Annotated in this window: 22 protein-coding genes; 9 read left to right on the forward strand and 13 right to left on the reverse strand. The window is 63.5% G+C overall.

Annotation, left to right across the window (positions count from 1 at the left end):
- Positions 1-130: 130 nt before the first annotated feature.
- The gene (locus GJ672_RS09325; RefSeq protein ID WP_154296914.1) at positions 131-769 is read right to left on the reverse strand and encodes a cytochrome c; all 639 of its coding nucleotides are present in this window, start codon (positions 767-769) and stop codon (positions 131-133) included.
- 84 nt (positions 770-853) lie between these two features.
- Here GJ672_RS09325 and yihA point away from each other — a divergent pair, with 84 nt between their 5' ends.
- The gene (gene yihA / locus GJ672_RS09330) at positions 854-1,492 is read left to right on the forward strand and encodes a ribosome biogenesis GTP-binding protein YihA/YsxC (protein WP_154296915.1); all 639 of its coding nucleotides are present in this window, start codon (positions 854-856) and stop codon (positions 1,490-1,492) included.
- Positions 1,493-1,737: 245 nt separating this feature from the next.
- Here the strand turns inward: yihA and polA are convergent, their stop codons facing one another.
- The 4 genes from polA to GJ672_RS09350 form a co-directional block, all read right to left on the reverse strand.
- Positions 1,738-4,467, reverse strand: coding sequence for a DNA polymerase I (polA, locus tag GJ672_RS09335; protein ID WP_154296916.1), 2,730 nt, complete (start codon positions 4,465-4,467; stop codon positions 1,738-1,740).
- A gap of 35 nt (positions 4,468-4,502) precedes the next feature.
- Positions 4,503-6,671: a DNA helicase II gene (gene uvrD / locus GJ672_RS09340; protein ID WP_154296917.1), complete on the reverse strand. Its 2,169-nt coding sequence runs from the start codon at positions 6,669-6,671 to the stop codon at positions 4,503-4,505.
- A gap of 59 nt (positions 6,672-6,730) precedes the next feature.
- Positions 6,731-7,648, reverse strand: a complete 918-nt coding sequence (locus GJ672_RS09345) for a LysR substrate-binding domain-containing protein (protein WP_154296918.1) — start codon at positions 7,646-7,648, stop codon at positions 6,731-6,733.
- Positions 7,649-7,899: 251 nt separating this feature from the next.
- Positions 7,900-9,114: a zinc ABC transporter substrate-binding protein gene (locus tag GJ672_RS09350; RefSeq protein WP_229381887.1), complete on the reverse strand. Its 1,215-nt coding sequence runs from the start codon at positions 9,112-9,114 to the stop codon at positions 7,900-7,902.
- A 115-nt stretch (positions 9,115-9,229) separates the two neighbouring features.
- Between GJ672_RS09350 and GJ672_RS09355 the strand changes: the two genes are divergently transcribed.
- The 3 genes from GJ672_RS09355 (at position 9,230) to GJ672_RS09365 (ending at position 11,311) form a co-directional block, all read left to right on the forward strand.
- Positions 9,230-10,042 (forward strand): metal ABC transporter ATP-binding protein, encoded by an 813-nt coding sequence (locus GJ672_RS09355; protein WP_229381888.1) that lies wholly within the window; start codon positions 9,230-9,232, stop codon positions 10,040-10,042.
- A 4-nt stretch (positions 10,043-10,046) separates the two neighbouring features.
- A complete protein-coding gene (locus GJ672_RS09360) occupies positions 10,047-10,829 on the forward strand; it encodes a metal ABC transporter permease (protein ID WP_229381889.1) in 783 nt (260 codons plus the stop codon).
- 77 nt (positions 10,830-10,906) lie between these two features.
- On the forward strand, positions 10,907-11,311 hold the full coding sequence (locus GJ672_RS09365; RefSeq protein ID WP_154296920.1) for a PAS domain-containing protein: 405 nt from the start codon (positions 10,907-10,909) through the stop codon (positions 11,309-11,311).
- A 17-nt stretch (positions 11,312-11,328) separates the two neighbouring features.
- On the opposite strand, the gene metC is transcribed toward GJ672_RS09365, so the two are convergent.
- Positions 11,329-12,498: a cystathionine beta-lyase gene (metC, locus tag GJ672_RS09370; protein WP_229381890.1), complete on the reverse strand. Its 1,170-nt coding sequence runs from the start codon at positions 12,496-12,498 to the stop codon at positions 11,329-11,331.
- 177 nt (positions 12,499-12,675) lie between these two features.
- Between metC and GJ672_RS09375 the strand changes: the two genes are divergently transcribed.
- On the forward strand, positions 12,676-13,098 hold the full coding sequence (locus GJ672_RS09375; RefSeq protein ID WP_154296922.1) for an organic hydroperoxide resistance protein: 423 nt from the start codon (positions 12,676-12,678) through the stop codon (positions 13,096-13,098).
- Between the two features lie 43 nt (positions 13,099-13,141).
- Here the strand turns inward: GJ672_RS09375 and GJ672_RS09380 are convergent, their stop codons facing one another.
- Positions 13,142-13,834 carry a fumarylacetoacetate hydrolase family protein gene (locus GJ672_RS09380; protein ID WP_154296923.1) on the reverse strand — a complete coding sequence of 231 codons (693 nt, stop codon included), beginning with the start codon at positions 13,832-13,834 and terminating at the stop codon, positions 13,142-13,144.
- A gap of 68 nt (positions 13,835-13,902) precedes the next feature.
- Here GJ672_RS09380 and GJ672_RS09385 point away from each other — a divergent pair, with 68 nt between their 5' ends.
- Positions 13,903-14,958, forward strand: a complete 1,056-nt coding sequence (locus GJ672_RS09385; RefSeq protein ID WP_154296924.1) for a transposase — start codon at positions 13,903-13,905, stop codon at positions 14,956-14,958.
- Here the strand turns inward: GJ672_RS09385 and GJ672_RS09390 are convergent.
- Positions 14,931-15,326 carry a DUF4864 domain-containing protein gene (locus GJ672_RS09390; RefSeq protein ID WP_195759508.1) on the reverse strand — a complete coding sequence of 132 codons (396 nt, stop codon included), beginning with the start codon at positions 15,324-15,326 and terminating at the stop codon, positions 14,931-14,933. The two genes, GJ672_RS09385 and GJ672_RS09390, sit on opposite strands and share 28 nt — an antisense overlap.
- Positions 15,327-15,585: 259 nt before the next feature.
- Here GJ672_RS09390 and GJ672_RS09395 point away from each other — a divergent pair, with 259 nt between their 5' ends.
- The 3 genes from GJ672_RS09395 (at position 15,586) to GJ672_RS09405 (ending at position 17,452) form a co-directional block, all read left to right on the forward strand.
- Positions 15,586-16,032, forward strand: coding sequence for an SRPBCC family protein (locus tag GJ672_RS09395; protein WP_154296926.1), 447 nt, complete (start codon positions 15,586-15,588; stop codon positions 16,030-16,032).
- 40 nt (positions 16,033-16,072) lie between these two features.
- The gene (locus tag GJ672_RS09400) at positions 16,073-16,528 is read left to right on the forward strand and encodes a PAS domain-containing protein (protein ID WP_154296927.1); all 456 of its coding nucleotides are present in this window, start codon (positions 16,073-16,075) and stop codon (positions 16,526-16,528) included.
- Positions 16,529-16,711: 183 nt separating this feature from the next.
- A complete protein-coding gene (locus GJ672_RS09405) occupies positions 16,712-17,452 on the forward strand; it encodes an SDR family NAD(P)-dependent oxidoreductase (protein WP_154296928.1) in 741 nt (246 codons plus the stop codon).
- Positions 17,453-17,541: 89 nt separating this feature from the next.
- Here the strand turns inward: GJ672_RS09405 and GJ672_RS09410 are convergent, their stop codons facing one another.
- Genes GJ672_RS09410 through GJ672_RS09430 form a run of 5 tightly spaced genes read right to left on the reverse strand, consistent with a single transcriptional unit; the run spans position 17,542 to position 22,870 of the window.
- Positions 17,542-18,852, reverse strand: a complete 1,311-nt coding sequence (locus tag GJ672_RS09410; protein ID WP_154296929.1) for a hypothetical protein — start codon at positions 18,850-18,852, stop codon at positions 17,542-17,544.
- 54 nt (positions 18,853-18,906) lie between these two features.
- Positions 18,907-19,137: a DUF4177 domain-containing protein gene (locus tag GJ672_RS09415; RefSeq protein WP_154296930.1), complete on the reverse strand. Its 231-nt coding sequence runs from the start codon at positions 19,135-19,137 to the stop codon at positions 18,907-18,909.
- Positions 19,138-19,167: 30 nt separating this feature from the next.
- Positions 19,168-21,000 (reverse strand): glutamine--fructose-6-phosphate transaminase (isomerizing), encoded by a 1,833-nt coding sequence (glmS, locus tag GJ672_RS09420; protein ID WP_154296931.1) that lies wholly within the window; start codon positions 20,998-21,000, stop codon positions 19,168-19,170.
- Positions 21,001-21,017: 17 nt separating this feature from the next.
- A complete protein-coding gene (glmU, locus tag GJ672_RS09425; protein ID WP_154296932.1) occupies positions 21,018-22,403 on the reverse strand; it encodes a bifunctional UDP-N-acetylglucosamine diphosphorylase/glucosamine-1-phosphate N-acetyltransferase GlmU in 1,386 nt (461 codons plus the stop codon).
- Between the two features lie 41 nt (positions 22,404-22,444).
- A complete protein-coding gene (locus GJ672_RS09430; RefSeq protein WP_154296933.1) occupies positions 22,445-22,870 on the reverse strand; it encodes a F0F1 ATP synthase subunit epsilon in 426 nt (141 codons plus the stop codon).
- Positions 22,871-22,878 lie beyond the last annotated feature (8 nt).

Raw genomic sequence — 22,878 nt, forward strand, 5'->3', positions numbered from 1 at the left:
AGGGGTCGTTCGCGCCCCCGCTTTCATGGCGAGGGTTGGCACTGGAGCAAGGCCGCATCGCTGCGGCCTTCTCTGCCCGGATCACACCGACTTTCGCTAGCCGGTTGGATAATGACCCGTCAGCGACTCGTTAGTCGGCTGCCACTTCCCGCGGGTAGAGGCCGCGCACGTAGTGGGCAAGCGCCTGAATCTCGTCATCGGTCAGTTCGGCGGCGATTTCGTTCATCATGCCCGCCAGACCATAACCGCCTCGATCACCAGATCGATAAGCCATGAGGGTATCGCTGGTGTATTCGACTTTCTGCCCACTCAGCATGGGGTAACCACTGCTGGGGACACCCAAGCCCGCCGGGCCATGGCAGCTTATACAGGCCGGGACGCCACGCTCGGCAATGCCGCCCATGTAGATGCTGCGGCCGGTGGAGAGGAGTTCTTCGGGGGTTTCGCCCACTTCCGGCTCGAGCCCTTCAAAGTAGACCGCCAGATCCGCCATGGTCTGCTCGTCGAGGTTGGCGGCCTGTCCAAGCATGATGGCGTTTTCCCGCTCGCCGGACTTGTAGAACTGCAACTGCGCGAAGGTGTAATCGGCGTGCTGTCCGGCCAGATTGGGCCATTCACCCATGTTGCTGACGCCCTTGGCACCATGACAGGCGATACAGGTCTGGGCGGCTTCCTCGCCGCGCACGGGGTCGGCGTCTTCCAGCTGCGCGTGGGCCATGGGAGCCGCGAGCAACAGGGCGGCGAGGGCGATCGACTTCTTGGGGATCATGGTTGGCGGTAACCTCCGGTACAATCGCTGACTTTATACCAACGGCCCCTTTGGCGGTCAATTTCCATCAGGGTCAAAACCCGCATGCCACTTGACTATCGTCGGACCCAGTTTCTGCTTTCCGCCCCGGAACCCGAGCAGCTCCCCGCCGACCTGGGCGCGGAGGTGGCCTTCGCCGGCCGCTCCAACGCCGGCAAATCCAGCGCCCTCAACGCCATCACCGATCAACGGTCGCTGGCCCGCGTCAGCAAAACCCCCGGCCGCACCCAGGCCATCAATGTTTTCCCGGTAGGGGACAGACACTCTGCTTCGGTAGAGGACAGACACTTTCCCGCGGCGGAATATCGGCTCATTGATCTACCCGGCTATGGGTATGCCAAGGCGCCGGAGGCATTGCGACGTCACTGGCAACGGGCCCTGCCGGCTTACCTTGAAGGCCGCCAGAGCCTGCGAGGGCTGGTGGTGATCATGGACATCCGCCATCCGCTGGGACCGCTGGACGAGCAGATGCTGGCCTGGGCCAACGCGGCAGAGCTGCCGGTGCACGTCCTGCTGAGCAAAGCGGACAAGCTTCGGCGGGGCCCGGCGGGCAACACTTTGCAGCGCGTACTGCCCGCCATGCGTGCCATCTGCCCGGCCAGTACGGCTCAGCTGTTCTCGGCGACCAACCGCCAGGGGGTGGACGCGGCGAGGCGGAAGCTGGATGAGTGGCTGCTGGGGTAATGGTGGCGACGCCGCTGAGCCGGGGGCGGAGCAACCCTGCCCGACACCCGGCCATGCGGCGCCATCGGACATAAAAAAACCCCGAAGGCCATGGGGGGTAGCCTTCGGGGACGTCGGACTCGGCCTTGGGGGCACAACCGAGCCCGAAGACCCGCTAGAAAGGGAGGGAGTAGCGGGTCGCGCCGGGCACTGGCGCATCTGGTATGACCAAACCCGACGAATGGAAGTTCACCACCAATGGATAATCAATGGGCCGCTTCCCAGTTCTCGCCGATTCCCACTTCCACTTCCAGGGGCACTTCCAGCCGGGCCGCGTCGGCCATGAAGCCGCGCACGCGCTCGCTGACCTCGTCAATGTGTCTGTCCTCTACCTCAAGGACGAGTTCGTCATGGACCTGCATGACCAGTGTGGCGCCGGGGGATTCGCGCCGGATCCAGTCGTCGACGGCGATCATGGCGCGTTTGATGATGTCCGCTGCCGTGCCTTGCATGGGGGCATTGATGGCGGTGCGCTCGGCGTACTGGCGACGCTGGTTGTTGCGGCTGTTGATTTCGGGCAGGTAGAGCCGGCGGCCAAAGACGGTTTCGACATAGCCCCGCTCGTGCGCCATGTCGCGGGTCTGGTCCATAAAAGCACGGACGCCGGGATAGCGTTCGAAATACCGGTCGACGTAGGTCTGCGCCTCACCCCGCTCAATGCCGAGCTGGCGGGCGAGCCCCCAGGCGGACATCCCGTAAATCAGACCGAAATTGATGGCCTTGGCCGCGCGGCGCTGATCGCGGCTGACCTGATCGGGCTCGCCGCCGAATACTTCGGCGGCGGTGGCGGCGTGAATGTCCTGACCCTCGGCGAAGGCCCGCAGCAGGCTCTTGTCTTCGGAAAGATGAGCCATGATTCTCAACTCCACCTGGGAGTAGTCCGCCGCCAGCAGGCGATGTCCGTCAGTGGGAATAAAGGCGCGCCGAATCCGCCGGCCCTCGGCGCTGCGCACCGGGATGTTCTGCAGATTGGGGTCGGAAGAGGACAGACGCCCGGTGGCGGCCACCGCCTGGTGGTAGGACGTGTGGACGCGCCCGGTTTCCGGGTTGATCAGCGTCGGGAGCTTCTCGGTATAGGTCGACCGCAGCTTGGAGACGCCACGATAGTCGAGGATCAGGCGGGGCAGCTCATGACCCTGTGCCGCCAGCTCCTCGAGCACCGACTCGGCGGTGGACGGCGCTCCCTTGGGGGTCTTTGAGAGGACAGGCAAACCCTGCCGTTCGTAGAGGATTTCCTGGATTTGTTTGGGGGAGCCGAGATTGAAGGGCCCGCCGGCGGATTCGTGCGCCTTTGCCTCGAGGGCCAGCATGGTCTCGGCGAGCTCACCGCTCTGCTCCGCCAGCAGTCGGGCATCCACCCGCACGCCGGTCTGCTCCATGCGGGAGAGGACAGGCAAAAGCGGGATCTCGATTTCCTCATACACGGCCTTCGGGCCTTCGCGTTTGCCAAGGCGCGGCCAGAGGTGTTCGTGGAGCCGCAGCGCAATGTCGGCGTCCTCCGCGGCGTAGGGCGCCGCGTCCGCCAGCGCCACCTGATCGAAACTCAGCTGCTTGGCGCCTTTGCCGGCGACCTGCTCGTAGGTAATGGTCTGGTGATCCAGGTACTTGAGCGCCAGCGAGTTCATGTCGTGGCGGCTGGCCGTGGCATCCAGGCAGTAGGACTCGAGCATGGTGTCGTGCACCACGCCTCGCAGCGTAATGCCGTGATTGGCCAGAACGCTCATGTCGAACTTGAGATTCTGGCCGAGTTTGTGTCTGTCCTCTTTCTCGAGCAGTGGCCTTAGCCGCTCCAGCGTCTTGTCTCGATCCAGTTGCTCGGGCTGGTCAGGACCGGTGTGTGCCAGTGGCAGGTAGGCCGCGGTGCCGGCTTCCACGCAGAAGGACACCCCCACGACACGGGCGCGCCGGTACTCCAGGCTGTCGGTTTCCAGATCCAGAGAGAACACCGCCGCCTTTTCCAGCCGATCGATCCATTCTTCCAGGGTCTCTTCGTCCTGGATGCAGGTGTAGTCAGTTGGGGGACAGTCGAATTGGGAAGCTGATGTTTGACTGTCCTCTACCTCGGCATTGTGTCTGTCCTCTACCCGCAGTTCGCGCAGCCAGCTGTTAAAGCCGAGGCGGCGGTAGAGGACAGACAAAGCGTCGCGGTCGGGATCGTTGCGGCGCAGGTCGGTGGGCTCGACGGGGAGGTCGACGTTGCAACGGATGGTGGCGAGTTCGCGGGAGAGGTCGAGGGCGTCCAGGTGTTCGCGCAGGCTCTCGCCGACCTTGCCGCCGATCTGGTCGGCGTTGTTCCGGATGTCGTCCAGGGAGCCGAACTGGTTCAGCCACTTGGCGGCGGTCTTGGGGCCGACCTTGGGGACGCCAGGGATGTTGTCGGAGCTGTCCCCCACCAACGCCAGATAGTCGATGATGCGCTCCGGCGGGACGCCGAACTTGTCCACGACGCCATCGTGGTCCAGCACGGTATTGGACATGGTGTTGAGGAGGGTGACGTCACCATTGACCAGCTGGGCCATGTCCTTGTCGCCGGTGGAAATCACCAGCTCCAGGCCGGCGGCCCGCCCCTCAACTGCCAGTGTGCCGATGACATCGTCGGCCTCGACGCCGGTCACTTCGACCAGCGGCAGACCCATGGACTCGACCACCTCTTTGAGGGGGGCGATCTGCGCCGCCAGGTCCTCCGGCATGCTGGGCCGATTGGCCTTGTACTCGGCAAAGAGGTCGTCCCGGAATGTCCGCCCCGGCGCGTCAAAAACCACGCCGATATAGACCGGCTGGTAGTCATCCAGCAGCCGCCGAAGCATGCTGATCACGCCATAAATGGCGCCGGTGGGATCGCCCTCGGGGCTGGTGAGCGGTGGCAGCGCGTGGTACGCGCGGTACAGGTAGGACGAGCCATCCACCAGGACAAGGCGCTTGGCAGCATCGGACATGGAAGTTTCCTCGTATGGTCGCGCGTCGGCGCGGATCAGACGCGCTCGAGATTGGCGTAGGCGGCCACCAGCCATTTCTGGCCCACCTGATCGAAGTTGACCTGGATGCGGGCGTTCGGCCCGCTGCCCTCGCAGTCGAGCACAACGCCCTCGCCGAACCGGCTGTGCTGGACTCGTTCACCAAGGTTGAACTGGGCCTCGGCCACGGGTCCGTTGCCGAAGCCGTTGGCCGCGGCGCCCGGGCCCGTGACCGAAAAGCGCGCCCGCACTTCGTCCACCAGTTCCGGGGGCAGCTCCCGAATGAAACGGGAGGCGATGCCGAACTCGTCCCGACCGTGCAGCCGCCGCCGCTCCGCGTAAGTGATGACCAGGCGCTGGCGCGCCCGGGTGATGCCCACATAGGCCAGTCGCCGCTCCTCTTCCAGCCGGCCGGGCTCTTCGGCGGACATGCGATGGGGGAACAGGCCCTCTTCCAACCCCACCAGAAACACCACCGGAAACTCGAGGCCCTTGGCCGAGTGCAGCGTCATGAGCTGGACACAGTCCTCCCAGGCATCTGCCTGTCCCTCACCGGCCTCCAGCGCTGCATGGGAGAGGAAGGCGGTGAGGGTGTCCATGCCGTCCTCGATGGTGGCGTCCTGCTGGAAGTTGCGGGCGGCGGTAATCAGCTCGTCAAGGTTCTCAAGGCGGTCCTGGGCCCGCTCGGAGCGGTCCTTGCCGACGTGCGCCCGAAGCCCGCTGCGGTCGAGCACCGTCTCCAGCTGGTCCGCGAGGTCGCTGTCGGCGGTCTCGGCGTCGAGGCGGTCAATCAGGCCAACGAAGGCGCCCAGCGCGTTGGCCGCCCGGGCTGGGAGGACACCGCGGTTTTCCATCAGTCCCACCGCCGCGCGCCAGAGACTGACGTCCTGCTCGCGGGCGTTCAGGCGGATGGCTTCAAGGGTGCGGTTGCCGATGCCTCGGGTCGGGGTGTTGATGATGCGCTCCAGCGCCGCGCTGTCATCGCGGTTGGCAATCAGGCGCAGGTAAGCCAGGGCGTCCTTGATTTCTGCCCGCTCGAAGAATCGCAGCCCGCCATAGACCCGATAGGGAATGCGGCGTGAAAGCAGGGCCTCCTCGAAGGTCCGGGACTGGGCGTTGGAGCGATACAGGATCGCCGTGTCACTGCGCGCCAGGCCCTCCTCTTCCACAAGGGTCTGCAGGCGCTCGACCACGAATCGGGCCTCGTCCTGCTCGTTGAAAGCGGCATACAGCGCAATGGGTTCACCCTGCTGACCCTCGGTCCAGAGCTTTTTGCCCAGCCGGTCGCTGTTGCGGGCGATGAGGGTGTTGGCGGCCTCGAGAATGGTGGCGGTGGAGCGGTAATTCTGCTCCAGCCGCATCACCCGGGTGTCTCCATAATCGGTGCGGAATTGCTGCAGGTTCTCCACCCGCGCTCCGCGCCAGCCATAGATCGACTGGTCGTCGTCGCCGACGATAAAGACGTCGGCCTCGGGGCCGGCGAGCAACTTGAGCCACTGATACTGGATGCCGTTGGTGTCCTGGAATTCGTCCACCAGCACGTGGCGGAATCGCCGGCGGTAGTGGCTCAGCAGTTCCAGATGGTTCTGCAACATTTCCACCGTGCGCAGCATCAACTCGGCGAAATCCACCACGCCGGCACTCCGACAGGCGGCTTCGTAGGCGGCGTACACCCGGGCCATCTGACCGCTGTAGGGGTCGCTGGTGTCGAGATCTTCCGGACGCTCGCCGGCGTCCTTGCGGGCGTTGATGAAGCCCTGGATCTGACGCACCGGCCAGCGGTTCTCATCAATCTCGAGATCCCGCATGACGCGCTTGACCAGCCGGCGCTGGTCCTCGCTGTCGAGGATCTGGAAACCCTGGGGCAGGCCGGCCTCCTGCCAGTGAAGTCGCAGCAGGCGATGAGAGAGACCGTGGAAGGTGCCTACCCACATGCCGGAGCCGGAAATGCCGAGCAACTGCTCGATGCGGCCCCGCATTTCGGCGGCGGCCTTGTTGGTGAAGGTGACTGCCAGCAGATTGTACGGCGTGGCGCCCTCCACACGAACCAGCCAGGCGGCGCGGTGGGTCAGGACTCGGGTCTTGCCACTGCCGGCGCCCGCCAGCACCAGGGCGCGGCCCAGCGGTGCGGCGACGGCTTCGCGCTGAGCATCGTTGAGCGGGTCAATCAGATCGGAGACGTCCATGCGTCCGAAGTATATCAGCGGGCTGCCGGGCCGAGGCAGCGGAACCAAGCCGCGGCGATTCAGGCAGCGACGAGTTCCCGCACCGGCGGGAGGTCACGAATGAGCTGGGCCAGTGCCTCCACCAGCTGGTTACGGGCACAGCCGCGTCGCCGGTAAATGGCGAGCTCCCGGGTCGGCGGGTTGGCGGCGAAGGATCGAATGGCGAGGGACTCGGTGCCTGTCCCCAACTGATGGACGGCCAGCATCGGCAGCAGGGTGATCCCGGCGCCGGAGGCCACCATCTGGCGCAGGGTCTCGAGACTGGTGGCCCGGAAATCCTGCTGCTGCTGGGCGCCCACCCGGGAGCAGAAATCCAGGGCCTGGTCGCGCATGCAGTGGCCTTCTTCCAGCAGCAGCATGCCAAGGGTGTCCAGGTCGCTGCGCCTAATCGCGGGACTGTCCGCCAACGGATGATCGGCGGGGAGCGCCACCAGGAACGGTTCGTGGAAGAGATGCTCGGCGATCAAACGATCTTCGGGGATGGGAGTGCCCATGATGGCAGCGTCCAGGCTGCCTTCTCGGAGCCGCTCGATGAGGCCGCTGGTGCGCTCTTCGTGCAGCAGGACATTCAGGCTTGGGAACTGCTGCCGCAAAGCGGGGAAGAGGTGCGGAATCAGGTAGGGGCCGAGGGTGGGAATCACCCCGAGGCGCAGGTCCCCGCTCATCGGATCCCCGGCCGCCCGGGCGGCATCCACCATGTCGTCCACCTCGCCGAGGATCCGCCGGGCGCGGTCACTGATGCTGCGGCCGATGGGCGTCACGATGACCCGCTTGCTGGTGCGCTCCACCAACTGGACGCCGAGATACTCCTCGAGCTTTTTGATTTGCGTGCTGAGGGTGGGCTGGCTGACAAAACACGCCGCCGCCGCCCGACCGAAATGCTGGTGATCTGCCACCGCCACCAGATAGCGCAGATCCCGGAAGTTGATGTGTGTCATCGGATCATTCGCCGCTCCAGATTTTGTGAGTTTATCGCGTTGGGGGCGGCGGAGCGAAGTAGGGGACAGACACTTTTGGAGGTCGGGGGCAAAGGTAGGGGACAGACACATTTGAGCGGACACATTTGAACGGACGCGCTCACGAATAGAGGACCGCTCAGAGATAGAGGACAGTCAAAAGACGGGCAAAAAAAAACGCCGGTGCCCAGCAGACACCGGCGGTGGTTGGTTGGTCTTTGGCTAGCGCTGAATCAGGCGTCGCCGGCCAGGCAGCCAGCCAGGCTCTCCGCCATCTGCATCATGAGCTGGGAGTAGAAATCCGGGCCCTCGGGAATTTCCGTGCCCAGCGGATCCAGCACGGCGGTACGGGCGTCGGTTCCTTCCATCACTGTTTCCACCATGGCCGGGTTAAACTGCGGCTCGGAGAAAACACAGCTCACGCCAAAGTCCCGAACCCGCTCCTGGACGCGAGCAATGCGAGAGGCGCTCGGGTCGGAGGCATCGGTCACCGAAATGGAGCCGACGGCTTCTACCCCGAAGCGGTACTCGAAGTACTGATAGGCATCGTGGAAGACCACGAATGTCTCACCCTGCACCGGCTCTACCAGCGCCTCGATGTCCGCGATCAACGCTGTCATACGCTCCTGACCGGCGTCTGCGTTGGCCTGATAAGCATCGGCATTGGCGGGATCGACTTCAGCCAGCGTATCAGCGATCACTGAGAGCCAGACACGGGCGTTGACCGGATCCAGCCAGGCATGAGGATCCGTCCCCTCATGGGCGTGGTCATGGCTATGGCCATGATCGTGGTCGTCGTGGCCGTGGTCGTCATGACCATGCCCGTGATCATCGTGCCCATGATCGTCATGACCGTGCCCGTGATCATCGTGTCCATGGTCATCATGGCCGTGCCCGTGATCATCATGCCCGTGGTCGTCGTGACCGTGCCCGTGATCATCGTGCCCATGATCGTCGTGGCCGTGGTCGTCATGACCGTGCCCGTGATCATCATGCCCGTGGTCGTCGTGACCGTTGCCGTGGTCATAACTGTCCATGTGATCGCGGTACTCGTGCTGCACTGCACCTTCTGCTGTCAGCAACTCCACACTGACGGCATCGCCCGCCAGGTTACGCAGGGCGCGCTCGAAATTGGGCGCGAGGGATTCGCCGGCCCAGAAGACCACCTCGGCTTCTTCGAGCGCCGCCGCCTCGGACGGCCGCAGGGAGTAATGGTGGGGGGACGCGCCCCGCCGAATGATGAGACCCGGCTCATCCACGCCATCCATGACTTGTGAGACCAGAGAGTGAATCGGTGCAATATCCGCCACCACTTTGGGAGCCGCCGAGACCGGCAACGCCAGCATGATCGCCGCACCCGCGGCGACCGCTGCGCCCAGCGGACGATTCAGCCATTTGCCTGTCCCATAACGAGGTTCCCGCAAGGAACCATGGGGTTCATTCAACATTTCAGTCTCCTTAAAACTTTTGTCTGTCCCGTACCGGAGGAATCGTGACAATTCCAACCCATGAACGGAATGTTATACTATATCATATTTTAGTTCTTCCGGAAGTATCCCGACTGTGGCACTGTCCCGCTCCACCATGGCGATGAACGACGAAATCCTCATTCAGGCGAGCGGCCTCGGTGTCCGTCTGGGTGGGAGAAGGATCCTGGAAAATGTGGACTTCGCGGTCCGCCGTGGTGAAATTGTGACCGTTGTCGGGCCCAACGGCTCGGGAAAATCAACCCTCTTGAGGGCTCTTATCGGGGCAGTTGCGCCATCTCGGGGCTCCGTGGAGCACCAGAAGGGATTACAAATTGGCTACGTCCCGCAGCGCCTGCACATTGATCCCACCCTGCCGCTGACGGTCGACCGTTTTCTGAACCTGCCTCGCCGGCACGCCCGGGAGGACATCGCCAAAGCCCTCGGGCGAGCCGGCCTGCCGGAATATGGCAACGCCTCCATGGCGTCTCTGTCCGGTGGTCAATTTCAACGGGTACTGATGGCCCGCGCGATTCTTGACCAGCCGCAGCTCCTCATGCTCGACGAGGCCTCCCAGGGGCTGGACCAGACGGGCACGGCGGATTTCTACCGCCAGGTGGAAGAAATTCGGGACACGCTCGGATGCGGGATCATCATGGTGAGCCACGATCTTCACGTCGTGATGCGGGCGGCGGATCGGGTGGTCTGCCTCAATCAGACCATTTGCTGTCAGGGCCATCCGGAAGCGGTGTCGGCGGACCCTGAATATCACGCGCTGTTCGGAGCTGGCGGCGACGAGGCGCTGGCGCTTTTCCGCCACGATCCGCACCAGCATCCCCACGACCCGCCCCTCGAGTCCGGCAATGCCGGGGACTCTGAGACGAAAAAGGCGTCGTCCGATGCTGGATGACTTCATGGTTCGCGCCATCCTTGCCGGCCTCGGCGTCGTGCTGGCGGCGGCGCCGCTGGGGTGTTTTGTGGTCTGGCGGCGAATGGCGTTCTTCGGTCATGCGACCGCCCATGCGGCGGTACTGGGTGTCGCCCTTTCGCTGGCGCTGTCGGTGTCCATTTTTGCCGGCGTGCTGGTGATTTCTTTGATGATGGCGGTGCTGGTCACGGTTCTGACCGGCCGCGGTTACGCCATGGATACCATGCTGGGCGTCCTCGCCCACGCGGCGCTCGCGTTCGGACTGGTCGCCGTGTCCTTTCTGACGGACATCCGGCTGGATCTGATGGCGTACCTGTTCGGGGACATTCTCGCCGTCCGGCGAGGCGATCTGGCGATCATCTGGGGCGGATCGGCGCTGGTCATCGGATTAATGGCCTGGCGTTGGCAGCAGTTACTGACCGCCACGGTCAGTGCCGACCTGGCCTACGCCGAGGGCTATGACCCCCAGCGGGAGGAGCTGATTCTGACCATCGCGCTGGCCATCGTGGTCGCGGTCGCCATCAAGGTGGTCGGCATCCTTCTGATCACCGCCCTGCTGATCATTCCCGCCGCCGCGGCCCGGCCATTCTGCAGCACGCCCGAGCGCATGGCCGCCGGCGCTGCGGTGGTGGGAGCGGCTTCCATCGCCGGCGGGTTCTGGGGTTCATGGCATCTGGACACTCCCGCGGGAGCAACCATCGTCAGTGTCTCCGCGATCCTGTTTGCCGCCCTGAACATACTTGGGCGCCTGCGCCCCGGCGCCAGCTGAGTCCCGCGCTGATTGACAGGGCTCGGCGTCGGCTGTGAATCTGCAGTGACTTTGTGTGGTGGTCACGGAGAACCGACATGGCGATAGACATTCCCGGCCTTTCCGACGAACAGGGCCATCAGATTTTCAAAACGGCGGCGGACTGGGCCTTTAACGCCATAACCATCACCGAGGCCTTGCCCGCCGGCGGCGCGGGTCCCATCGTTTATGTGAACGAGGCCTTCACCGAAATGACCGGCTATGCCCCGGAAGAGGTCCTCGGCCGAACGCCCGGCATGCTTCAGGGCCCCAATACCGAGCGGGAGGTGCTCCAGCGACTCGCCGATCAGATCGAGCGCGGCGAGGTTTTCCACGGAGAAACCATCAACTACCGCAAGGACGGTAACGAATTCATCCTGGAGTGGATCGTGATTCCCGTGAAGAAAGGTGAAACCGTCACGCATTATGTGGCGGTTCAGCACGACGTCACCGGACGGCTATAGACGCTGGCGCATCGTCGCTAGCGGAGGGTCGAGAGGGCCGTATCCAGATCGTCGATCAGGTCCTGTGGGTCCTCCAGGCCGATGTGAAGCCGCACCAGATCTCCGCGCTCACTCCAGTCATCCACGCTCCGATTGGCGGCCACGTCGCAGGGCAGCGCCAGGCTTTCAAACCCACCCCAGGATGCACCGAGCCCGAAGAGGGTGAGGTTTTCGACGAACTTTTTTGTCTGTCCCCTAACTTCCCCGGCGAGCTCCACGGTGAACAGGCCCGCGGCGCCGTCGAACTGGGATTGCCACTGCGAATGATCCGGGCTGGACGGCAGCACGGGGTAGAGAACGCGGGCAATGGCGGGGCGGGACTCCAGCCAGCCGGCGACCTTCAGTGCCCGTTCAGCATGGGCGGGATATCGCACGTGCAGGGTTCGGGCCCCGCGAAGCGTCAATGCGCAGTCATCCGGTGAAACGGAGCAGCCGAGGAGTGCTCGGGTTCGGTGAAGCGTCGGGAAAGTGGATGACTCCGCCGTCACGGAGCCAATCAGCACGTCCGAGTGACCGCTGAGGTACTTGGTACCGGCGACAATCGAGAGGTGTGCACCATGCTCGAGAGGCCGATAACAGAATCCGGACGCCCAGGTGTTGTCGCAAACGACCAACAGATCGTCATGCTGCCGAGCCAGCTGCGCCAGCGTGCCGATGTCCTGGAGTTCCATGGTCACCGAGCCCGGAGTCTCGGTGTAGATCATGCGCGTGCTATCGCGAATTAAGCGCTGGATGTCGGGCTCGCGGGGGCTGTAGAAGTCAAAGCCGATCCCGCGCTCGCCGAGGAATCGATGCAGCAGCCTTCGAACCGGCGAGTAAACCGTGTCGACCACTAGGACATGATCGCCTGGCTTTAGGTAACCCAGGAAAACGCTGCTGATCGCCTCGAGGCCCGAGCTGAAAATTTTGGTTCCGAACCCGCCTTCCAGTTCGGTGATGAATGCCTCGAGGGCGAATGTTGTGTCTGTCCCATGAATCCCATAAGCCGAGACTGGCTCCCCGGCCCGGCTCCCGCGCTCGGCTGCATCCATCGCGTCCAGACTCTCGAAATCTACGGTTGACGCCCGAACCACCGGCGGATTGACCGGCCGGCTGCCCGCCCGGTACTTCGGCCGCCCGGCATGCACGATCCGCGTATCGCGTTTCACGATATGTTCTCCTTGACCGAGATAGGGGACAGACACATCTTGGCAGCCTGCTCAGAAAAAACCTACGGCACTCAGGCTGATGTCCGAGAGTCGGAACTGTAGGCTGAGAAAGCTAGAGGACAGACACCAACGTTCGCTGACATGAGTCAGCCAGGCAGCAATGGAAGGAGGATCTGAATGGAAGTGCTCTACACAACGACCGGCACCGCCACAGGCGGGCGCGATGGGCATGCATCAATCGATGACGGCTCGCTGGATGTGAAACTGACCGCGCCCAAGGAGCTGGGTGGACCCGGCGGCGAGGGAACCAACCCAGAGCAGTTGTTCGCCTGCGGCTACTCGGCCTGTTTCCTGGGTGCCATGCAGTTCGTCGGCGGACAGGAAGGCATTAAAGTGCCGGCGGAAACCAAAGTCACGGCCAGCGTCTCGCTCGGCAAACGGGATGATGGAGCGGGTTTCGGCATCGCCGTTGATCTCGCCGTTGAGCTGCCCGGGCTCGAGCCTGCCGAAGCCGAAAAGCTTATGGAAAAGGCCCATGTCGTGTGTCCGTATTCGTACGCAACCAAGGGCAATGTTGAAGTCAGCACGACGCTGAAGTAGCGGAGATCTGCCTGAGCCGGGCACTCCGAAGTGCCCGGCCTGTTTATTCGGTTACGGTGACTACGAGCTCGCCGACCCCTTCAATCAGACCATCTATCCGATCACCCCGCTGAACTGGCCCCACCCCGCTTGGCGTCCCAGTCATGACCACATCGCCGGCAGCCAACTCAAAACGTTGTGAGAGGTTCGCGATGATTTCGGGGACAGTCCAAATCTGCTGATTGAGATCGCCCCGCTGACGCAGCTCGCCATTCACCCGGAGCTCCAGAGCACCGCTGGTCGGATGACCGATCGCCGAAGCCGATTGCAGCATCCCGACTGGCGCAGACCGGGGAAACGCCTTGGCATCAATCCATGGCCTTCCCTTTGCCTTCGCCTCCGCCTGGATATCGCGACAGGTCATGTCGAGGCCCACGCTGTAACCCCACACACACCCGAGCGCTTCTTCCTCGTCGATTTGGCGCCCGCCCTGTTGCAGGAAGACGACTAGTTCAAGCTCGTGATGAACGTCCTGGCTGCGGGCTGGGTAAGGAAACAGCCCATCCACCACCAAATCCTGCGGGTTTTTCTGAAAGAAAAAGGGCGGCTCCCGATCGGGATCATGCCCCATCTCCACCGCGTGATCCGCGTAATTCCGGCCAACGCAATAGACCCGTCGGACCGGGAAGAGCTCACCGTCAGCGGTTGGTAACGCAGGCGTCGGCGGCGGCGGAAAGGTGTACTGCGGCGATGTCATCCTGACCCTCCCGTGAGGAATAAATTGCGCAAAGTGTCTGTCCCCTAATTCCGGACAAGGCCAACGATGTGAACCAAATCCCAGCGAATGGTGAGCCGATCTGGGACGCTGTGGCAAACCATCCGCAAAACCACAGCGCCATGACACTGCCTCGAAGCCAACTGGTAAACCTTGATACAACGCCGTACTACCACATTACGTCACGCTGCGTGCGCCAGCAGTTCCTGTGCGGTCGGGATCCGGAAACGGGGCGGGACTTCAGCCATCGTCGCGAGTGGATCCGCTCACGAGTTCGGCTTGCGGCCTCCGCGTTCGCCATTGAGGTTCATGCATACGCCATCATGTCGAATCACTTTCACCTGGTGGTGCGGATCGCTCCATCGAAGGCTGTCAATTGGAGCGACCGCGAGGTCGTACGGCGATGGCGGCAGGTTTATCAAGGGCCTCCGGTTATTGATCGCTATGTCCAGGGCCAGCCAATGTCCCGAGCAGAGCGCATGCAATTGCATGTGTTGATAAAAACCTATCGTGCCCGACTGGCCAGCATTTCCTGGTTCATGCGGGCTATCAATCAGCCAATCGCGCGCATGGCGAATCGCGAAGACGACGTCACCGGGCATTTCTGGGAGGGTCGATATCGGAGCCAGGCGCTGCTCTCCGACCGAGCGGTTCTGGCGGCCATGGCCTACGTCGATCTCAACCCCATTCGCGCTGGACTCGCGACCACTCCGGAGCAGTCAAACTTTACCTCGATACAGGACCGAATAAGGCAGCGAATACCGCTGGACGAGCCCCTCCTGCCGGTCTTCGGCAGTCAGGATTCGCCATCGGAGGCCCCCTTGAGTGTGGGGGAATACCTGAACCTGGTGGACTGGTCTGGTCGCGCGGTTGCCTCAGGAAAGCCAGGCAAAATACCACGCGCCCTGCCGGGCATATTCCAGCGCCTCGACTTACAGCCCGAGGGCTATGTCCGGTTCGTCTCGCAAAGCAACAGTCGTGTCTGCATCTGGTTCGGCCCTGCGGAATCAATCAGGACAGTAGCAGCTAGGCTCAATCGGAAATTTTTGCGCGGGCGGTCTCTCAGAGAGTCCCTGTTTTACTCGAGCCGCGCCAAACCCGCCTGATCCAGGGTCTCCATGGACAATTGCTCGCCCGTCCTTTGGCCTGGGGCCACTTGGGTGGTCATCCACGAGCGACCCGGCTCCAGGTCGACCCGTGCCAACTGCCAGATAAAGTTGTAGAAGCCCCCATCCTCAGCAAGCACGCGCACCGCATACGCCGCGTTGTCTTCGTCCCGGCGCATCTCTCTGACCTCGCGGAAGCGGTGACCCACCAGCGGCCGATAACCCGGGCCATTCACCATCCGGATAAAGCGCGATAGCGGACCCGTCATTGCGCGGTTTCGAGGGTGCGCAAACTTCCAGACCTGCTCGATGCCCGCATTAGGGGTGGGCTCGTCATTGCGCTGCAGCGCATCGAGCTGAATGGCCACCACCTCCTGAGGGCTCCACTGCGGCCCCGCTTCGAGGAACTCCTTTGCTGCAGTGACTTTGCCGGATGCGAGGGCGAGGGCAAGTAAGAGGACAGACAAATACCCGCATTTGACTGCCTGCCCCACAGAGGTAACCACCCGAGACCCTCGTGTCTGTCCCATAACTTCTCCCCGGGCCTCAGCCCTCCGCTTTGGGCAACCACGCTTCAGGGGTTAAGGTGACTCTAAAGGTTGGTGCCTGTCCACTACCGAGGGCCATATGATCCAGACCAGTTCGAGCGCTCAGATCAGCAGGCCGCCGGAACAGGTGTTTGCGTTTGTCGTTAATGATTTCGTGCGCAACTATCCGCGCTGGTCTCCGGAGGTGAAGAGCCTCAAGCCCTTGAGCCAGGGCCCGTTGGTCCCGGGCTGGCGCGCACGTCAGGTTCGCGTCGATCAGGGACGCCGCACGGCGACGGATTTCGAGGTGGTCGAATTAATCCCTCAGCAGCGCGTCTCATTCCGCGGCGTCAAGGATCCTTATTTCATTGACTTTCTCTTCACCGAAGCCGGCACAACGGACACGCAGCTGACATTCTCGTTTGAATTAGGCCAGATCGGCCTGGCTTTCCGCCCGTTCGAAAAACTGATCCGTCACGCCGTACAGAGCGGTGTGGACCGGGTAACACGCAATCTCAAGATTCTGGTCGAGACGGAAATGCCCTAGGCGCTCGCCTTGACCCGTAGATATAGCCAGGAGCAAAACGATGGACTTCACCCCTGAAAAGGATCCCTGCATCATCCCCAGCGTGTTGACGCAAATACTCGACACCTGCGTTAACGGCATCACGCTGTCCGATCCCGATCAGCCGGACAACCCCATCGTCTTCGCCAATCAGGTCTTCACCGAGATGACCGGCTATCCCCAGGAAGAGATCATCGGGCGCAACTGCCGCTTCCTGCATGGTGACGACCGGGATCAGCCCGGGCTTGAGGCTATTCGCCAGGCCGTCGCCGAAGGCGGCCGGACTGAGGTGGTGCTACGGAACTATCGCAAGGACGGCACCTTGTTTCATAACCAGCTGACGATCCAGCCGCTGCGGGACGAGCAGGGCAACCTGATCTATTACCTCGGCGTTCAGTACGACATCACCTCGCTGGTTCAGGCCCGCCAGGAAGCCGATCGCATGGCCCTCATCCTCAATCAGAACCCGGACAGCTGACCAGAGACTGAACGGCGGCCGGTCACGTCCATCTAACCGCCGGAGGGCGTTGCCCTCGATGCGAGAGTTTAGAGGACAGACAAAAACCGGTCGGCCAACGGCCGCTAGACAGAGACCACTCCGAGCCGACGCGACAATAAGGCGGCCGCAAACGGAGTGCTGAAAGCTGGAAGGAGCAACTGAATGCGACTCGAGGACAAAGGATTCATCGTTACCGGCGGTGCCAGTGGAATCGGTGAGGCGACAGTGCGCCGGATCGTGCATGAGGGTGGGCGCGTCATTATTGCCGATCTGGATGAGGACAAAGGCCAGAGCCTGGTGGATGAGCTGGGTAAGGACGCGGTGAGATACCTGAATGTCGATGTCTCGGATACAGGACAGGTGGAGGCTCTGTTCGAGGCCACGGAGCGATTCTGCGGCGTTGATGGCTTGTTCAATAACGCGGGAATCGGAGCAATTACGCCCAGCGCAGACACCACCGACGAAGACTGGCAGAAAGTCATCGACATCAACCTCAGTGGTGTCTTCAAGGTGGCCCGCTCGGCGCTGCATTACATGGTTCCGCGCCGGAGCGGCAGCATTGTGAACTGCGCCTCGATTCTTGGACATGTGGGACAGTCACAAACCCCGGCCTACAGTGCGGCCAAGGGCGGAGTGATCAATCTCACCCGGACCCTTGCGCTGGAAACTGCTCAGCAGGGGATCCGCGTGAACAGTGTCTCCCCGGGCTATGTGCGGACTCCCATCCTCGACGTGCTGGACCAGGAAGCGCTGGATTTCCTTACGTCACTGCATCCCATTGGTCGGTTGGGCCAGCCCGAAGAAATCGCCAACGCGGCGGTATTCCTGCTCAGCGACGAAGCCAGCTTTATCACGGGTACTGACCTGCTAGTGGATGGTGGCTTCACCGCTGGCAAATCCTGAGTCGGTGTCCGGCTCCCGTGAAATACGGGACAGACACATGGCTCAGGACCCATGCCCCGCATGACCTCGATAGGGGACAGGCAAAATCCTCATCCCGCTGGGTGGGCGAGGAGCATGGTGGCGGCGATGAGGAGAGTGGCGACGGCGAAGGGAAGGTTCCATTTGAGTACTTGGCCCGGGCGGATGCCGTAGCTGCCCTGGATGGCGAGGTTCATGGCGGAGAGGGGGCTGGCGGAGACGCCGATGCCCCAGGCGGCCAGAAAGACGCTAGCCAGAAGGCTGGGGTCGGGGTTCAGGGGGGCGACCAGGGGCGCGGCAGCGGCGACGCCAATGACGGGGTGCACTCCGACAATGGCGGCGGCCACCAGCGCTGCGAGTAATAAGGCGGCTTCCCGACCGCCAAAATCCTGCATCGGCAGGGACAACTCGGTCACGGCCATTAGCACCGTCAGACCGGTGGCCATGACGCCAGCGCTTAAAAACAGCACCAGTTCGCCCTTCATCGCTGGGAGGCCTCGGCGGAAGTGGACAGTCACTTCATTGACGACCGACCGGCGGCGGACGGCCAGGGTCACCACCGTCACGCTGGGGGCAAGCAACGCGATCAAACCGAGAATGGAGAGGTCCGCTCGCCAGCCGTGGGCGGCCAGTATCAGCGCCGCCAGCAACGCAGGCAGCCAGAGGCTGGATACATTCAGCGGATAACCGCGAAAATCCTCCGCGCCAAGCCGGCTAACGTCGCGATAGGTCAGCAGCAGCGACAACAGCGCCAATGGCAGACCGAAAGCCAGCAATGCGGGCAGTCTGGCCCCGGGGGCGTAGGTCAGCGCCGCGGCCATGGCAGCAAAGAATGGCGACCAGAAGGCGGCGGTGCCAAACCCCCGCACCAATGCGACGTACTGCTGGCGGCTGAGACGGTCCTCGCTGCTCATCCGCCGGGCCATGATGAATACCGTGGACAGGTTGACCACCGCGCCAAAAAGGTGAACACCCGCCAGGGTGCCGGCCAGACTGCGACGCCCCGTTGGCACCCTGGCCACCGAGGGATCCGGCGGGGCGGTGATCAGGCGCAGAAAGCTCACCGCCGCCAGCATGGCGATCAGTTTGGCGTTGATCGCGATGGCGTCTTGCCACGGCAGGTCACCCACGCGGATGGCCGTGCCGGGGCCGACGCCAACCACACCGGCACCCATTCCCAGAACGCCGACCAGCAGCAGAATGCCGCTCTGAACGCGGATTCGGCGGGGAACATCGGCCCAGAGAAGCACGCCGGCCAGCCAGGCCGCCGCGCCGGCGTACACCCCGGCGATCCAGCCGGGCAGACTCGCCAGAACCGCCAGAATGATGCACACGGCGAGGCCGATGCCGGCCAGCGTTTGTCGGGTTTGCGGGCTAATCACCGCGGGATTGTAACCCCGGTGACGTCAACCATCAGGCGATAAGCGTGAGCCGGTTCAGCGTCCCAGGGTGATAACCGCCGCCTCACGATCCCAGAAAAGTGCGAAGCGACGCTGCTCGATGGCCATGAACACCAGCTGCCAGCCCTCCGCGGCCCAGCGATTGAGTTCGCCCTCAATCACCGGCATCGGCAGACCCGTGGCCCCCAGCAGGACGGCCTTGATCCCTCCATCGGTGACATGAATGACCTTGTACTCGTGATAATCGGTGCGCTGCGGCGCCGTCATGGCTCCCTCCGTTTCGGCTAGGACGGAGGGTTACTCTACGGTTACCGATTTCGCCAGGTTGCGAGGTTGGTCAACGTCAGTGCCTTTGAGCACCGCCACATGATAGGCAAGCAGTTGCAGGGGTACGGTGTAGAGCACCGGCGCCAGCACTTCGTCCACGGTGGGAAGGGTCAGGACCTGACAGTCCTCGGCGGTGGCCGGCGCGGTGGCGGCATCGGCGAAAAGATACAGGCGTCCACCGCGGGCACGGACTTCCTGCAGATTGGATTTCAGTTTTTCCACCAGCTCGTCATTGGGCGCCACGGTGACCACCGGCATTTCGGCGTCCACAAGCGCCAGCGGGCCATGCTTCAGCTCACCGGCCGGATACGCCTCAGCGTGGATATAGGAAATTTCCTTGAGCTTGAGCGCGCCTTCCATGGCGATCGGATACTGGGTGCCGCGGCCCAGGAACAGACTGTGGTGCTTGTCCACGAACTGCTCGGCAAGCGCCTCGATCGGTCTTTCCAGCTCGAGCACCGCTTCGATCTGACGTGGCAACTGCCGCAGCCCGGTCACCAGTCGCTCCTCATCCGCGGACGACAGTCCATGGGAGCGGCCGGCGGCGATCACTGTGAGCAGCAACGCCACCAGCTGGGTCGTAAAGGCCTTGGTGGAAGCGACCCCGATTTCAGGACCCGCCCGGGTCATCATCACCAGGTCGGACTCCCGCACCAGTGAGCTCTCCGGCACGTTGCAGATGGCCAGCGACGCCAGATAACCGAGCCGCCGGGCTTCCCGCAGCGCGGCCAGGGTATCGGCGGTTTCCCCGGACTGGGAGAGGGTCACGAACAGCGTCCCGGGGGCGACCACATGACGCCGATAGCGGAATTCGCTGGCCACTTCCACGTCGCAGGGCAGACCCGCCAGGGATTCAAACCAGTAACGGGCCACCATGGCAGCGTGGTAACTGGTGCCACAGGCAACGATCTGAATTCGCCGGGCTTCCTTGAGGACGGCGGTGGCCTCGGGCCCCAGTGCTTCAGGAAGCACGTGACGCTCGGCGATGCGGCCCTCCAGGGTCTCGGCGATGGCCCGGGGCTGCTCATGGATCTCCTTGGCCATGAAGTGCCGGAAATCTCCGCGCTCCGCCGCGTCGGCGGTGAGCTCGGTGGTCCGCACCGGGCGCTCCACCCGGCGACCATCGGCGTCAAACACCCGAAGCTCGTGCCGGGTAATGTCCGCCACATCCCCTTCTTCGAGGTAGACGAAATCCCGGGTCACCGGCAGCAACGCGGCCACATCCGAGGCGATGAAATATTCGCCAATGCCGACCCCCACCACCAGCGGACTGCCGCGGCGTGCCGCCACCAGCCGCTGCGGGTCCCGGCGGCTGATGACGCCGAGGGCATAGGCACCGTCCAGTTCCCCCAGCACACCGCGCACGGCGGCGAGCAGATCATCACCGGACTGCAGTCGAGCATGTACGGCGTTGACCACGGCCTCGGTATCGGTCTCGGAGGCAAACTCGTAGCCATCGGCGGTCAGCCGCTCACGCAGGGTTTCGTGGTTTTCGATAATGCCGTTGTGAACGATGGCGACATCGTCCCGTGCCACGTGAGGATGCGCGTTGGCCTGGGTGGGTGCGCCGTGGGTGGCCCAGCGGGTGTGGGCAACACCCAGGTGACCGTTCAGCGGATCACTGTGCTGGGCGGCTTCCAGCGCCGCGACCTTGCCCACTGCCCGGTGGCGGCGCAGGGCGCCACCGTCGGTCATGACCGCCAGACCGGCGGAATCATAGCCTCGGTACTCCAGTCGCCTCAGACCCTCAAGAAGAATCGGTGTGACGTCCCGCTCGGCGACCGCGCCGACAATTCCACACATCCCTGCGCTCCTGTCTGCTATTCCTCGGGGGACCCCGACCGCCATCCCGGGATCTGTCGGGGCCGACGATCGTCGACGGCCAGCGTATCATCCGCCACGTCATCCCGAACCGTGGTCCCGGCGCCGATCACCGCGTTGTTGCCGATGGAAAGTGGCGCCACCAGTGCGCTGTTGGACCCGACAAAAACGCCATCACCAATCCGTGTCCGGTGTTTTTTCCGGCCATCGTAGTTGCAGGTAATGGTGCCAGCGCCCACGTTGACGGCGGCACCGAGCTGCGCATCGCCCACATACGACAAGTGGTTGATTTTGCTGCCGGCGCCGATTTCGGTCTGTTTGGTCTCGACGAAATTGCCGATGCGGGCCCCCTCTGCCATGCGGGTGCCGGGCCGAAGCCGGGCAAAGGGGCCGATCCGGCAGTCCGCCCCAATGTGACTGTCCTCTATCTCGCAGTGGCCGAGCAGCTCGGTGCCGGCGGCAATGTGACTGTCCTGTATTCGGCAGAACGGCCCGATGCGCACGCCATCGCCGAGGACGACATCGCCCTCGATGAGGACGTCGACATCGATGTGGCAGTCGCGGCCGACTTCGAGGTGGCCCCGCAGGTCGAAGCGCGCCGGATCGCTGAGCCCCAGGCCGTGGTCCCGCATCAGCGTCTGTGCCTGGCGTTGCTGCCAGGTCCGTTCTACCGCCCCCAGCTGAGCCCGGTCGTTGACCCCCTGAACCTCCGAGGGGTCGGTGCAGACCACCGACGACACCGGCACCCGGGACAGACGAGCCTGGCCGATGCAATCGGTGAGGTAGAGCTCCCCTTGAGCGTTGCCGGCATCCAGATTGTCCAGCCAGACGCGCAGGTGCCTTGCCGGCAGGCACAGCACGCCGGTATTGATCTCGCGAATGGCGCGCTGCTCTTCCGTGGCATCTTTTTCTTCGACAATGCCGGTGATCTGACCCGCGGCGTTGCGAAGGATCCGGCCATAACCGGCGGGGTCATTCACCTCGACGGTTAGGACCGACACCCCGTCCGCCGCTGCTTCGACCAACCGCCGGAGGGTTTTGACGCGGATCAGCGGCACGTCGGCACAGAGCACCACTACCTGATGGTCGTCGGGTACGGCGGGTAGCGCCTGGGCCACCGCATGGCCAGTACCCAGCTGTTCCGCCTGGTGGACCCATCGAAGTGGCAGGTCCTCGTAGAACTCGGACACCACGCTCTGCACCACGCCGCCGGCGTGGCCGTAAACCACGTCGATGGACTGGGGGTGCAACTGGTTGGCTGCATCTAGGACTCGTCCGACCATGGGCTCGCCACCCACCGGGTGGAGAACCTTGGGGGTGTCCGAGCGCATGCGCCGTCCTTCGCCGGCGGCGAGGACGACCACAGTGAGCGGAGGTATTGTCATGGCTGAGCCTCGGTTCGGTGGCAGCAGGCTGCCACCACGGGTCAGCGCTGCGCTTTCTTGCGGAGTTTCTGGATCGTACGCAACTGAGCGGCGGCTTCCACCAGTTCCGCCTGGGCCCGGGCATAGTCGATCTCGCTGCTCTGATTGGCCAGCGCATCCGCCGCCCGGCGCCGCGCCTCTTCGGCGGCGGCCTCGTCAATGTCATGGGCCCGGGTGGCGGCGTCCGCCAGTACCGTCACCACATGAGGCTGGACCTCCATGGTGCCACCGGTGACGTAGAAGAACTCTTCGTTGCCGAACTCGTCCCGGACCGTGACCTCGCCGGGCTGGAGCTGGACCAGCATGGGCAGATGGCGCGGGTAGATGCCCACTTCGCCTTCCGCAGCCCGGGCGAGAACGAAGGAGGCCGTCCCGGAATGGATGGCCTCCTCGGCGCTGACGATATCGATGTGCATGGTCATGGCCATATCGATCA

It is taken from the genome of Spiribacter sp. 2438 (genome assembly GCF_009676705.1).
Taxonomy (GTDB): domain Bacteria; phylum Pseudomonadota; class Gammaproteobacteria; order Nitrococcales; family Nitrococcaceae; genus Spiribacter.